The sequence below is a fragment of the Ferdinandcohnia salidurans genome (genome assembly GCF_042680725.1).
GTDB classification, from domain to species: Bacteria; Bacillota; Bacilli; order Bacillales; family Bacillaceae_L; genus Ferdinandcohnia; species Ferdinandcohnia salidurans.
The window spans coordinates 1-14,253 of sequence record NZ_JBHUEK010000018.1 but is presented as its reverse complement, the minus strand read 5'-3'; the positions used below and the strand labels follow the sequence as shown (position 1 = coordinate 14,253).

Genomic DNA, 14,253 nt, shown 5'->3' with positions numbered 1-14,253 from the left:
TTTTTGTTTAATGAATAATAAGCAGCCAAATATATAATCCAACTAGTGTGATGAACAATGTTGGAATGGTTAGTATAATACCAGTCTTAAAGTAGGTTCCCCATGAAATTTTAACTCCCTTTTGTGAAAGAACATGTAACCATAAAAGGGTTGCAAGAGAACCAATTGGTGTAATTTTTGGACCTAAATCTGAACCAATAACATTCGCATAGATAAGAGCTTCTCTTATTACACCGCTTGTATTTGTATCTGCAATTGCTAGAGCATCAATCATGACAGTCGGCATGTTATTCATAACAGATGACAGGATTGCTGCTATGAATCCCATTCCAATTGTTGCCGCAAATAAGCCTTGATCAGCAGATAACTGAATGAGATTTGCTAGGATATCTGTAAGCCCAACATTTCTTAACCCATATACAACTACATACATTCCTATTGAGAAAAATACGATAGCCCACGGAGCACCTTTTATAACTGTCCGCGTATTTACGGCTGAACTTCTCCTAGCCATGAAGAGGAAGAAGATTGCCACAATACTTGCGATAATGGATACCGGAATTCCTGTAAATTCACTTGCAAAGTATCCAATAAGTAGTATCCCTAACACAACCCAAGATAATCTGAACATCTTCAGGTCACGAATCGCTTCTGCTGGCTTTTTCAGTTGAGTCATATCATAATTCTTTGGAATGCTCTTACGGAAAAATAGATATAAGACCAAAATACTTGCTGCTAACGAAAAGAGATTGGGAACAATCATTCTTGATGCAAACTCTGCAAAACCAATTCCAAAAAAGTCTGCTGAAACAATGTTTACTAAGTTACTGACGACAAGTGGCAGAGATGTCGTATCTGCAATAAATCCACTTGCCATGATAAATGGAAATACCATTTTTTCATTGAAGTTAAGGTTCCGAACCATCGCTAATACGATTGGAGTTAAAATTAACGCTGCTCCATCGTTTGCAAAGAAAGCTGCAACTAGTGCTCCTAATATCGAAACATACACAAACATTCGAATTCCATTTCCTTTTGCGGTTCTTGCCATGTGAAGTGCTGACCACTCAAAGAAACCAATCTCATCTAGTATTAACGAAATGATAATAATAGCCACAAACGTCAACGTTGCATTCCAAACAATGGATGTCACATCGATTACATCTTTAAAATCCACGACTCCAACGATTAGAGCTAAGACAGCCCCACCACAAGCAGACCAACCAATCGATAAACCCTTAGGTTGCCAAATAACCAAGACAAGGGTAATTAAGAAAATAACTGAAGCTAAAATTACTGATATCAATAGATAACCTCCTACTACTTACTTAGATGTATTAGAATCTTCCTGATGCTGCATATTTAACAATTGCATTTAATGATTGAGATTTCTTGCAATTGATCAATAATAGACTGAATATATGGAGGTAATTCATCATTTAGTCGATAATGTTTCCAAGTACCCGAGGGTCTTTCCAGAACAATTCCAGCATCCTTCAACTTTTTCAATTGTTGACTAACCGCTGGTTGAGAAATATTTAAAACATCGACAAAATCACAAACACATACTTCCCCTTTTTTAAGGCATGATAATAGCTTTAATCGGTTGGGGTCACTTACAGCTTTTAACTGCTTAGCCATTAATTCAATGTTCTCCAAATCAGTCTTCTCCTTCCTACATAAAGATTCGCCTATATAACCTTTTGCTTATATAATATTCTACTTATATAAAAATCGCAACCTTTTTTAGCCTTATTGCTTTAAGGTGAAAATGACCAATCTAATACATTTCAGACCGGTCATAACACATAAATTACTTTCTTATCCTCCTAAACTAACAGTTTCTCCATTGCCATAACATCAATAAATTGATCATCGATTTTCCCCTGATTCTTAAATACGCCTACTTCCCGAAATCCACTTTTTTTATAAAGGCCTTGTCCAAGTTTATTAAACGGAAAAGTAAATAAGACAATTTTGTGGAATGCGTTTTCCTTTGCCAGCTTCTCGATTGTGGAAAGTAATTTTCCTCCTATACCTCTTCCACGATCATCTCTTCTAACATAAACAGATAAATCAGCAACCCCATCATATGCAGATCGACTATTATACTGATTTAGACTTGCCCATCCAACAATTTCTCCCTCAACTTCGGCTATTATCACCTTAAAACGTCCAGTATGTCGATGAAACCAGGCAAGCATAAAATCCTTATCTTTTATTGAGGTTTCCAAGGTTGCAATTCGATCTTCGATACCCTCATTATAAATTGAAAGAATATCATCAATATCGTGAATAGAAGCGATGCGGATATTGATATTTCTCATAGAAAGTTTCCTCCCCTACAGCTCCGTTTTTCATATTGAATATACCTTATACACTGGTAATTTCAAACTACAATTTTGTATATTTCTTTTCACACCAGAAAAATAAAACAAAACTACGTATGGGATATAAACTACTCATAAATTTCCAAAAAAAAACGAGAAATTAAATTCTCGTTTTTTCATAAATTACAACCATTCACCGTATTTTGGTAGACTGTCGTTTTGTGTGTATTCATCTGTTTTTCGTAAAAGATCAACAATTGTTGGCATATCCATTTTTTCAATAAACTCTTCAATTGCAAGAACACCTGAATCTGCTAATTCTTCACGATGTTCTTCAGATGTAATAAGTGGTGTTACTAGATGATCCGACGCTTGATCAAAGTATGAACCAATTGCGCCTGATTGCAGTGCATATTTTCCAAGTGCATTACCAGGGTTTTTACTCATGCCGTTTATCATACTCTGCACATCATAGGTTACCGAGTTAGACTCTGGAACATTCATCGGAACGTCTTCCAATCTTCCGAGTATTTTGTATGCCCCAATGCTAATATCATTGAATTTTTCCATAAACGAAAAACTTAGATCTTTAACACTATCAGTTGCTTTAATCATGTCCATATAAAGGATTGGAACTTTCGTTTCCTCAAAGAAATCTCGAACCATTCCGCTTAATGTAATGTGAGCCGGACCATGACAAGTAACATATACCTGTCTTCTAAAACCTTGTTTTAACAGTGATTTAGCTATTGCCTCTAAATATCTCATACCCTCTTTAACGCTTATATTAACGGTACCGCGAGCCATCGCTGTACCACCCGCAAAGAAATATGGCAGGTTGTGAAGAACGAGGCCATTTGTTGCCTCTGCCATTTTTAACGCAAGTGCTTCAGCAATGACCGTTTCTGAATCAAGCGGTAAAGCTCCGTGCGTTTCTGTTACACCAACGGGTACAAAAATCAGATCGTTTTGTTGCAGGTAATCTTCAACTTCCCCGTTTGTGCATTTAGATAGAAACCGAGTTCTCATCGAATTACATCTCCTTTAAAAATTTTTAAATGTATATATTGAATAGATTAGTTTTGTGCTCTTCTTTCCTTCAATGTAGCGTACATTTCTTGAGCTTTCGTACTATTCAAGTTGAAAATTAACGCAATACCGATAATCATTAAAAGAAAAGATAAGATAGGTAATCCGTTATACATTCGTAAAACACCCTCTGCTACTTCTTGGGTTTGAGAAGTTTGTCCAGAAACAAATCCTACCCAACCTAAAGCATAACTACCAAGTGCAGAACCAACACCCATACCTACTTTACGTGAGAATGAATAAATAGAGTAGAGTGTTCCATCATACCGTTTGCCAGTTTGAAGCTCTGTAAAATCTAAACAATCTGTAACAAGCGCCCATACGATCATAACAAAAACCATATTTGCGATGGTTGCGATATTATAAGCTACTATATACACGTAAACGTTCTCAATAATAAAAATAGTTAGGAGTGAAGAAGCAATTAAACTAAAGCTTGCCGTACTAATGACCATATTACGTTTACCAAACTTCTTAACGAGAGTAGGGACAAAAAGAAACAATACCAGTGTAACTCCCATTTGTAAGAATGAGTTAATCGCAAATGCACCAGGATTTTTATAGTATTCTGAGAACACAATTGCAGCTAATTGTGTAACACCATTAATCATAATTAATGAACCAACACTTGCTACCATCATCCCTAATAACTGTCGATTCTTTAAGGCAGCTTTTAGAGCATCTGTAAATTTGTAATCAGGTTTAGTACCCACTGGTCTATCATCACGAATACGTTCTGTTGTTAATTTAACAAGTCCTGTATAAGCTAATACGGAAAGAATACTGAACACGATAGAAATGTAGAAAAACATTTCAGGCACTAGATTCCCAGATTTATCATAGATAAACATAGGGACAAACGATAAAAACCCGATTCCAACAACCATACCACCAATAGAACGTGCGCGTGATAATTTTGTACGTTCAATTGGATCATCAGTAATAACAGCTGCTAATGAACCATAAGGAATTGAATCAGCTGTGTATGCGATTCCATAGAATAGATAAACAAATACGACCCACACATGAGTAGCCGTTGATGACCAACTTGAGACATCAGCAAATGAAATTAAGATGGATGCTGCTAGTAACCATTTTGATATATTGATATATGGTAAAAATTTATCGCCGCTTTTTCCTAATCTCCATCTATCAGGAATACTTCCCATCAAAACATCTGTAAATGCATCAAATATCCGTGCAACTAAGAACAATGTTCCCATGAAATAAGGACTTACTCCAAGTACGGAGGTGGTGAATAAAAGGAAAAACGAACCGATGTAAAGGTTTGCAAAACCACCACCAACATCCCCTAGCATGTATCCAAATTGATCACGGAAGCCAAATTTTCTAACCTGTTTCTTTTCCATGTTGTAACCCCCAATGTAAATAAAATAGATTTATAACTTTTTAAAATAATTCTAAATCCCGCCATAATGAAAGCGTTTAAAATACTAATATATTAGAATTTTAACTCAAAACTTCGAATTACTTTTGCAATAAAATTGCATCCTTTTACACTATAATTGCATAAAATAAAAAAAGCCTTTCATCAATTTTTTCAGATGATTAAAGGCTTTACTTACTATTTTTTTGTTTATATTCTTTTGGAGTTACGCCTTCTTCCTCTTTAAAAACACGAGAAAAGTATTGTTGATTTTTAAAACCTACAATAAAGGTGATTTCTATCAATGAAAGATTAGAATTGATTAATAATTCCTTCGCTTCCTTAATCCTTACCAAATTTCGATAATGACTGATTGTCATCCCTTTTTCTTTTTTGAAAGTACGCATTAAGTGGGAAGAATGCACATGTAACTTTCGGGATATGTCCTCAATCGATATATCCTCAGAAAAGTTCATCTTAATAAAATGCTCCGCTTTCTCGGCAATTGTTGCTTTCTCAAATTCGATAAAACGAATTGAAGGGTCTGCGTACTCCTCTAGCATTTTTTTATGAATCTCTTCTAGTTCAGGTGTAAACTTGGCGTTCTCAATCATAATTGCGTATTTTTCAGAAAGGTAATGACATTGCCATGCACTCAAGCCACCTTTTTCCGCTGAATAGCTGTAGAGGGTATTATGAGATAATAATATGTTTTTTAATGCACGTAATTCATTCGTTGGAACTCTTTTAATAATATCTAAAGTGTCTGTTTCAACTCTTAGAAACTCATTAAATCTATTGATATATTGAGCAACAGATTTCTGATCTCCTTTTCGAATGGATTGTAATAGTTCCTCCCGAAATTTGTGTCCTGATTCGATTATTTCATGCTTAGTTTTATTCTTATTGAACTCATTGTTTATTTGATCTTCTAGGTCTTCCCTTTCCATTTTCCCATCACCTCACTTCAAATGGGCTAGTTACCTTCTTTTAGAAGGAGCACTCATTGTGTACTATTACTTTTTTTGTAAAGAACCTGAAGAAAATGCTCCTTTATGCAGAACAGCAGCACGCTTTGGCAACCTTGCTACAGCTTCTGCTGAACAACTGGCAGTTACGAGGACAGCAGTAGCTTCATCTCCAACCTTGGGCCAGATTTGATTTCCCTCTTTATCTAAAGGTGTAATGCCTCTAGTGGCTAGGGATAAAGCACGTGATAAGTCATATTCATTGCTCCAACCATATAATTGTGCTGCAAGATGTGCTTTCTGAAGGATATCTCCAATCCCAAACGGTGACCAATGATCTGTAATACTGTCATTTCCAAGTAGGACTTCTACTCCCTTCTTTTGAAGGAGTGGAATTGGCATAACCGTTTTACCAATTGGAACCGTTGAGGCAATTGAAATACCTAATGAAGCTAATCGGTTTGCAAGCTCGATACCAGATTCTTCTGACAATGAAGCTAGTGAGAACGCATGGCTGATTGTTACTTTTCCATTTAGTCCAGCCTCATCGGTAAAATCAGCCAACCTATTAATGGCTTTAATCCCTGTCTCCCCACCCTCATGAAGATGAATATCAATGCCTTTGTTATAGTCCACTGCGATTTGTACCATTGTTTCCAAAGACTTCTCCATATTTCCGTCAACAACGGTTGGATCAAGACCTCCTACATGTGTTACGCCAAGCTCCATAGCCTCTCGTAATAACCCTTCTACATTAGAGCGAAGCAATCCATGTTGAGGAAAAGCTACGATCTCATGTGAAATTTCATCTGAATAATTCTCAAGGGCAGCCTTTAATTTTTCGAGATTTTTTAGCCCGACAGTCTGATCAATATTACAATGACTTCGAACATTTGTTGAACCGTAGCTCAGTATTAGCTGAATTAATTTTTCCGCACGCTCTTGTGCCGTTGTCAGTAGCTTTGGCAGTATTTCCTCCTCTAATTCAATCATGTCAAAAATACTTTTTCGATTTGCTCCTGCCTTCCAGGGACCCCCATAGTAGGTTTTATCTAAATGGATATGCATGTCCTTAAATGCTGGGAGGAGAAGCATTCCCATCGCATCGTAGCAATCTATTTCACTTCTATATGGTAGATGAGTATCTTGTATTTTCTTAATAATACCGTTTTCTATTTCAATATGACGTAATTCTGTTTCAGTGGCGACAACCTGCCCATCTTCATATTTAAAGCCACTTTCTAATCGAACATTTAACAGCATATAGGAGATCTTTTTATGTAAATTTTTTTTGAACGTACTTCTAGCTTCCATTCGTGTATTCTCCTTTGTAAAATCTATTTGATTTCTAATAGTTCGAGAGACTGTTTTTTGTGCAAATGGTACAAAGGTTTGTAGGATCATGTTTGATTGCATTTTCAATTGCATGGGTCCCTCAATAGCTTACTTGATTTCTTTCATATATTGACTTCATTTTTCTTCTGCATGTTGAAGTATTTATTCTAATTCTTAAAATCTTCTAGATTTTATCACATTCTCTTGCTCAGTCAATAACAGATATGGTGTGAATACCTAAACAATTATTTATTTGGATTAATATGAGGCATATGCCCAAGCCAAATAGGCTATTTAGCATATCCTTTAGTGTAATAAATAAACAGGAGGGATTTGCTTTGACTAATGGTTATTCATATATCGGTTTCCAGGAACCTTTTAATCAAGAAATAATTGATGTCAATGATCAACGAATACGCCCCGGATTTGGATTTGGTAGACCTGGATTTGGTTTTGGTAGACCAGGCTTTGGATTCGGCAGACCTGGTTTTGGTTTTGGTAGACCGGGCTTTGGATTCGGTAGACCTGGTTTTGGCTTAGGCTTTTTAGGAGGTCTAGCTACTGGTGCACTACTGGCTCCAGGTCCAGGATTTGGTTATTATTACCCACCATATTACCCGCCGTATCCACCATACTACGCATACCCATACTCATACTATCCAAATTATAATATTCCATTCTCTCCTTACTAAAACGTACAAAGATAACAGAAAAAAACGGAGTGTCCATTCATCGGCACTCCGTTTTCCTTGAACTGATGTGTATTTTCCTGAATATGAGTTGTGTTTTCCCAACCTCTTACATGTTTTTTAACATTGGCCGTGCCCTCAAGAACCCCTATTAAAATATTGATGTTGAAACATACACATTCTTATTGCATTATGATATTCACCGTCTACAAAAAACTCATCAATTAATTCTCCTTCAAACTGAAAACCAAGTTTTTGATAAATGTGAATCGCTTTTTCATTCGTTTTATCCACGATTAAATATAATTTATACATATTCAATACAGAAAACGCATAGTCCATTGCGAGATACGTTGCAGACTTAGCATATCCATGCCCTTGATGATTGGGATCAATAATAATTTGGAATTCAACCCTGCGATGAATATAATCAATCTCTACTAATTCAACTAGCCCCACCATTTCATCGCCTTTTTGTACAATAAATCGTCTTTCACCCTGATCATGAATATGCTTATCATATAAATCCTGCAATTCAACAAACGACTCGTATGGCTCCTCAAACCAATAGGACATGATGTTTGCATTAATATTTAATTTATGGACAAATCCTAAGTCAACTCGTTCTAATGGCCTTAATTTTACATCACTCATTACTATTCATCCTCCGAAACCTGCATTCAATCCTCTTAAAATAAAGTCTTTCCTTTTCTCCCGCTTTTTGACCATTTTTTCTAAAAATATCTAGTGTTTTTTCACGCTAACAGGCAGTCCCGCCTTTTGCTTGCTTAAACTACAAAAAAGCAGATGGTATAGAGTTTTCTATATCAACTGCTTTTCTATTCTATGAGTTCCAACCACGTAACAGCTACACAATAGCTTGGCACTGATCGCAAATAGTGATGGTGGGGAAATTGTGTCAGTATAGCAAACGACTAATCACGCATTAATGCGCCATTAGGCTTTTGTAACTCTTGCTCAGTGAGTTGATTCATTTTACAAAAATGTTCAAAGAATTGTTGGGCAAGCTCTCGTTCCTTTGGATCACTTTTCAACGAAACGATATCAAGCAATATTTGAGCCATCCATAAATTATTAAAATAGCGGTATTTCCCCGTATTCCATGTCATTTTGTGAGGGTGCTTTTCATTGACGTAATATTTCCAGAAAAGCATCTGCTCCGATTCCTGTTCTGTCAGTTGGATTCTGTATGTGGAATGAGCTGGAATATATCCATCTTCACAAAGCTTACCGATAAAACCTTCCTTTACCATATAAACACCTAAGATACGTCTGTCTTTTTCAGGCTTGCTGTCATCTATTTCAGTTAACAGGACAGCACTATTTTGGTGCAAGCGGATAGGTTTATTTGGCTTCCCCTTGTTCGTACCACTTTTTATTTCGCCTGAAAAAACCTTCCACTCTGATAAAGAACGATTCTGTTCTTCTGGATCACACCAAAAAACCATTTGTGATTCTGGATGAAGTTTATGATTTTTCATAAGTTTTTCATATTCCAAGCGAAGTTCCTGTTTTTTTCGATGTAGTTTTCTTTCTTCTTCTTTCTTCGATTCTTCCTCTTTACGTTCCATTTCCTTTTCTTGTATCATTTTTTCAAGTGAATTTGCAATACTTTTATCATGCATTTTTAGATGTTTTTCAAATACATCGGGAAAAACAAACTTTTTATTTTCCGACTCAAAATGGATTTCAATACTAGACTCATTATGTTCAACTATACTACCCATGCCAAAACGTTTGTGTGTAACTTTCTTATTAATAAGATTCATTATTCTAGTCCTCCTTGTAGAATAAAAAAACCCGGTTACTAATAGATAGTAAATTGATCATTTTATTCAACTTGTTTCTTTAAATCCCACATAACTGATTGATTTGTTCATCTCTTTTATAAACTAGATATAAAAAAACAATTGTAAGATTATTGTAACATTTTTTTGAAAGTTTTTCAAATTTTCTTGTTGACAATATATTTTATCGTGAGGTAAAATTAAATTTTATTCCCCGTAATCACTTGATATAGCTATAAAAAAAGGCTTCCCAAAAGTCATAAAACTTTTAGGAAACCTCTATAAACAATCATCTTTTTTAGCGGAATGATATAATAGAACTTCTTTTAATTAATGGCGATAGCACTACCCTCTGTATTTGATCGTTAGCCCTTTTAAAAAGTTTCTGGCGAAATTATCTCCGCATTCTTTATAATTCTTATGTCCTTCTTTTCGTAATAAAGCCCCTAGTTCTCCTTTTGTTACCCTTAACCCTACATTATCAAAAATATCTAGCATATCCTCAGTCGTTAAAGCTAGTGCAATTTTGACTTTCTTTAATAGAAGATTATTCACGTTCCCACTTGTCTTTAGAGTAGGTTCTGGTGGATTCGGCTGTCCTGGTTTTGGTTCCTGCTTCCCTCTTTTGTAAATAATAAGTCCATTTAAAAATGAGTCTAACATACTGTGGGTACACTTTATTTGATCTTCATTCTCATAATCATCTTCATCATATGTCTTAGTGAGAATCTTTACAACGTCTGGTACTGGCACGTCCATGCCACCAAGTTTAAAAATCTCTGCCATTTCTTTATTTTTTAATTCCAATGCATATCTCAATCGGATTAAAATATCGTTATTATCCATCAGTTAAGCTCCCTTTTTTTAAATAGTAGTACCTGTTACTTCCTTCTTTTCCGCTAGTTTCGTAAGAATAATTTCACAAATTTCGTGGGTTTTCAGTGCATCCCGGGCTGAAATTAAGGTTTCCGAATTTGTGCTGACAGCGTGAATAAAATCTTTCACCATTTGCTCAAACCCTCTTTTAAACAAGGTTGGCTCCCAATCGCTGCTCCGAACCTCACTATTTTCCATACCTTTTGAAATGACCAAGTTGGATACATTCGTGACTGTCCGCTTCTCGAACGGGCCCATAACCTGAGCGATTTCCTCGGTGGTCCCATTATCCCTGTTCATAATGCCGATTGCCGTGCCGCCTTTAGAAATAAACTGAATCACTACGTGGAATAAGGAACCATTCTCCATACGACCATTCACGACCATGTTTTCGATCGGTTGCGGAAATAAATACCTCATCGTATCCACTACATGGATAAAATCATCAAAAATAAACGTCCTCGGTTCACCAGGTAGATTATTACGGTTTTTCTGGACCACAACCATATTTGGCTGAGATACTTCCTTCAAACTTTTATACGAAGGGGCAAATCTGCGATTAAATCCGGTCATAAGAATAAGGCCTCGCTCTTCCGCCAATTCAACAAGTCTTTTAGCACCTTCATAATTGTCCGTAATGGGTTTGTCCACAAACACATGGATCCCGTGTTGTAGAAGCAGCTTAACTATTTCTTCATGAGAGGATGTCGACGAATGGATAAATGCTCCCGTAATACCACTTTCCATTAGGGATTTGAGGTCGGAGTGAATATGTTCAAACCGATACTGGCTGGCAATTGTTCGTAACTTTTCTTGGTTTCTTGTGTAAAAATGAAACTCAATCTCCTTTAATCCGCTATAAACTGGCAGATACGCTTTTTGTGCAATGTCTCCTAGTCCAATAACCCCAATTTTGATCACTACAATACCCCTCCGAAAACTTTTTGATTATGTTTGTGAAACAGCAAACGATAAACAAGATTATACCATTTAAGAAAGCTGGAGACCTAATCGCGGATTCGTCACAGTGACGACCCGAAAATTCTTGTTTCACAAAAAGTTCCACGGTAAGTGGGCGGGCCTGCCCCCCCAGTGATATCATCCAGATGAAGAGGACGCTTAAAAACATTTAAGACCGTGAATTCGCCAAAGAGTCTCTTAGGAAATTCACGGTCTTTTATTTTAAATATTTCATTATTTACCAATTGTGTATATTAAATTTGTCCTGAAACTAATTTACCTTTAAAAATTACAGCGTCTCTCTTAGATGTTCTCGCAACTACTTCTGCTGAACAGGAAGCATTAACAAGAACAAGGCTAGCCTCATCACCTATTAGTGGCCATGCCACTTCACCATCATGCTTTAATGAGGTTGGTCCACCCGTTGCATATTTCAATGATCGAGCAAGTGAAAGTTCATCACTCTTCCGGTGAAGTTCACAATATTTAGTTACTTTTTCTAAAACATCTCCTGTTCCATGTGGAGACCAAGAGTCATAGAAGCCGTCACAGCCTAAATAAACCTTTACTCCATAACGATCTAATCGTTCAATTGGAGGAATTACTCTATTAATCGGAATTGTTGACATGATGGACATTCCTACTTGCCCTAACTTTGCAGCAATCTCTTCTTGTTGGGGAATAGGTACATCTCCAAGACAAAAGGCGTGACTGACTGCCACACGATTATGCCATTTTGCATCTTCGACTAATTCTACCAGCTTATCAACAGTATAATACCCGACATGTCCGCCATCATGAAGGTGAATATCGACATCTGAATTGAATTCTGTGGCAAGATTCATAACCTCATATAGTGATTTTTCAATATTTTTATCAATACCAGCAGGATCAAGCCCACCTACAAGATGAGCACCCGATCTCATGGCTTCCTTCATTAATGGGATGACATTTTCGCGCAACAAACCATGCTGAGGAAAGGCTACGATTTCATAGGTTAGTTTATCGGAATAATCCTCAAGTGCAGCTTTTACCCCTTCTAGGTTTTTAAGTCCGATATAGGGATCGATATTAACATGCGTACGAATATGTGTTGAACCATGGGAAAGTAGCAATTCAATCATTTTACTAGCACGTTGCTTCGCGGTTGAAGCGAGCTCTTCAAGCTCCATTGCTTCTAACCGAAGGCGCTCCTCCAGATTTTTAACAGGTGTACACGCTTTCCAATCCAATGAAAGGTAGGTTTTATCTAAATGATTGTGCATTTCCTTAAATGTTGGTATAGCTAAGTAGCCCTTACCATCAACGTTTTTTTCCTCAGCTGGAACTTTAAAACTTGAATTCTTCTTCTCTACAATTTTTCCATCTTGTATTTTCAAATGAAAGAGGTCTGTTTTCGTTTCATAGACTCCCTTTTCATCTTGTATATAACCAGTTTCTAATCGAATATTCTTTAACCAATATGGAGCTGACATCCTTCTTCCCCCTAACATATTATGCATGTACTCAATTTACTCGCTTACTTTCTACCTTTTTCCCGTTAAAGTACAGGGATTCTACTGTCGCCCTTCTTGCTATTGCTTCGGCAGAGCATGAAGCATTAACGAGCATCATCGTTGCATCATCGCCAACCTTTGGCCATACACGTTCACCTTGATCATTTAATGGTGTTACACCACCAGTTCCATATTTTAAAGCTCGTGAAAGTGAATATTCATCAATCATTCGGAAACGCTCTGCTAGAATGCTTAGTTTTTTTATTGTGTTTCCTGTTCCAAAAGGTGACCAGTGGTCCGTAATACTATCATGTCCAAGTGATACAGGTACCCCTAATTTATCAAGAGTTGGAATTGGTATGGTAGGACGGTTGATTGGAACAGTTGATGTGACATCTATTTCTTGCTCTTTTAGAAGGGCTGCCATTTCGGTCAAAGCATCTCCATGAAGATCACCAAGAGCTATCCCATGACTTATTGTCGCTCTTCCCTTTAAGCCCGCTTCCTTTGTATAACTTGCCATTCTTTCAAATGTGAAGGCACCTAAAGTATTAGGGTCATGAAGATGAATATCCACACCTTTATTGTTTTCAACTGCTATCTCAAAAATAGTAGATAGCGATTTTTCGATATTTCGATCAACCGTTGCCGGATCAACACCACCAACCAAAGTTGCCCCATTCTTCATCGCATCTCGAATTAATTGTACAGAATCACTTTTGAGTAACCCATGCTGAGGAAAAGCAACAATCTCATAGGTAAGTACATCTTCATATTTTGATAAGGCATTTACAGTTGCCTCTAAGTTTTTTAACCCAATGACAGGATCCACATTACAATGTGTTCGAATATGGGTATGCCCATTTTCAAGATACATTTCTATCATTTTTTCTGCTCGATCTTGTGCTGTTGGCAACAGCTTTGGTAGCAGCTCTTTTTCTTCTTCTAATCTCGTAAAAATTCCGTTCGTAATCGGTGTACAAGCCTTCCATGGTCCCCCATAATACGTTTTGTCGATATGAATGTGCATATCCCGTAAAGACGGAAGCAATAATTGCTCTTTCGCATCAATTTGTTCTTCGTCGTGCCCTGGTGCTACGCGGCTTATCTCGGTAATTTTTCCTGCCTCTATTTTTAAATGGCAAATCTCCGTATCCGTTCCGGCAACTTGTTCATTGTCGTAACGGAATCCCTTTTCTAAACGGACATTCGTTAACCAAAAAGTAGTCATTACAAAACCTCCAGCTTGAAGTAAGTATCCGCCCGTAGAACGGGCGGTTTTGATTTCGCCCTATAAGGGCACTTTACCAACGAA

Annotated in this window: 14 protein-coding genes; 1 reads left to right on the top strand and 13 read right to left on the bottom strand. The window is 36.8% G+C overall.

The genetic code is table 11. From position 1 onward, the window contains the following. Positions 1-7 precede the first annotated feature (7 nt). The 7 genes from ACFSFW_RS11270 to ACFSFW_RS11240 all read right to left on the bottom strand — a co-directional run bounded on the left by ACFSFW_RS11270 (position 8) and on the right by ACFSFW_RS11240 (position 7,088). Positions 8-1,306, bottom strand: a complete 1,299-nt coding sequence (locus tag ACFSFW_RS11270) for an arsenic transporter (protein WP_304215040.1) — start codon at positions 1,304-1,306, stop codon at positions 8-10. Between the two features lie 56 nt (positions 1,307-1,362). Then, on the bottom strand, positions 1,363-1,659 hold the full coding sequence (locus ACFSFW_RS11265; RefSeq protein WP_304215041.1) for an ArsR/SmtB family transcription factor: 297 nt from the start codon (positions 1,657-1,659) through the stop codon (positions 1,363-1,365). Positions 1,660-1,829: 170 nt separating this feature from the next. Further along, positions 1,830-2,327 carry an arsinothricin resistance N-acetyltransferase ArsN1 family A gene (locus tag ACFSFW_RS11260; protein ID WP_388038223.1) on the bottom strand — a complete coding sequence of 166 codons (498 nt, stop codon included), beginning with the start codon at positions 2,325-2,327 and terminating at the stop codon, positions 1,830-1,832. Positions 2,328-2,513: 186 nt separating this feature from the next. Further along, the gene (locus ACFSFW_RS11255; protein WP_388038220.1) at positions 2,514-3,359 is read right to left on the bottom strand and encodes a creatininase family protein; all 846 of its coding nucleotides are present in this window, start codon (positions 3,357-3,359) and stop codon (positions 2,514-2,516) included. 47 nt (positions 3,360-3,406) lie between these two features. Beyond that, positions 3,407-4,789, bottom strand: a complete 1,383-nt coding sequence (locus ACFSFW_RS11250; protein WP_388038217.1) for an MFS transporter — start codon at positions 4,787-4,789, stop codon at positions 3,407-3,409. A 208-nt stretch (positions 4,790-4,997) separates the two neighbouring features. Continuing rightward, positions 4,998-5,756, bottom strand: a complete 759-nt coding sequence (locus ACFSFW_RS11245; protein ID WP_388038214.1) for a helix-turn-helix domain-containing protein — start codon at positions 5,754-5,756, stop codon at positions 4,998-5,000. A 66-nt stretch (positions 5,757-5,822) separates the two neighbouring features. After that, positions 5,823-7,088, bottom strand: coding sequence for an amidohydrolase family protein (locus ACFSFW_RS11240; protein ID WP_388038211.1), 1,266 nt, complete (start codon positions 7,086-7,088; stop codon positions 5,823-5,825). Between the two features lie 359 nt (positions 7,089-7,447). Here ACFSFW_RS11240 and ACFSFW_RS11235 point away from each other — a divergent pair, with 359 nt between their 5' ends. Continuing rightward, a complete protein-coding gene (locus tag ACFSFW_RS11235) occupies positions 7,448-7,801 on the top strand; it encodes a hypothetical protein (RefSeq protein ID WP_388038209.1) in 354 nt (117 codons plus the stop codon). Between the two features lie 135 nt (positions 7,802-7,936). Here the strand turns inward: ACFSFW_RS11235 and speG are convergent, their stop codons facing one another. The 6 genes from speG to ACFSFW_RS11205 form a co-directional block, all read right to left on the bottom strand. Then, positions 7,937-8,452 (bottom strand): spermidine N1-acetyltransferase, encoded by a 516-nt coding sequence (speG, locus tag ACFSFW_RS11230; protein ID WP_121446981.1) that lies wholly within the window; start codon positions 8,450-8,452, stop codon positions 7,937-7,939. Positions 8,453-8,733: 281 nt separating this feature from the next. Further along, positions 8,734-9,588 (bottom strand): malate synthase, encoded by an 855-nt coding sequence (locus ACFSFW_RS11225; protein ID WP_388038206.1) that lies wholly within the window; start codon positions 9,586-9,588, stop codon positions 8,734-8,736. Between the two features lie 363 nt (positions 9,589-9,951). Continuing rightward, on the bottom strand, positions 9,952-10,452 hold the full coding sequence (locus tag ACFSFW_RS11220; RefSeq protein ID WP_388038203.1) for a YehS family protein: 501 nt from the start codon (positions 10,450-10,452) through the stop codon (positions 9,952-9,954). An 18-nt stretch (positions 10,453-10,470) separates the two neighbouring features. After that, entirely contained in the window at positions 10,471-11,403 is a 933-nt protein-coding gene (locus ACFSFW_RS11215) for a Gfo/Idh/MocA family protein (RefSeq protein WP_388038200.1), read from the bottom strand. Between the two features lie 293 nt (positions 11,404-11,696). Continuing rightward, positions 11,697-12,917, bottom strand: a complete 1,221-nt coding sequence (locus tag ACFSFW_RS11210; protein WP_388038197.1) for an amidohydrolase — start codon at positions 12,915-12,917, stop codon at positions 11,697-11,699. 31 nt (positions 12,918-12,948) lie between these two features. Next, positions 12,949-14,169, bottom strand: a complete 1,221-nt coding sequence (locus ACFSFW_RS11205; RefSeq protein WP_388038194.1) for an amidohydrolase family protein — start codon at positions 14,167-14,169, stop codon at positions 12,949-12,951. Positions 14,170-14,253 lie beyond the last annotated feature (84 nt).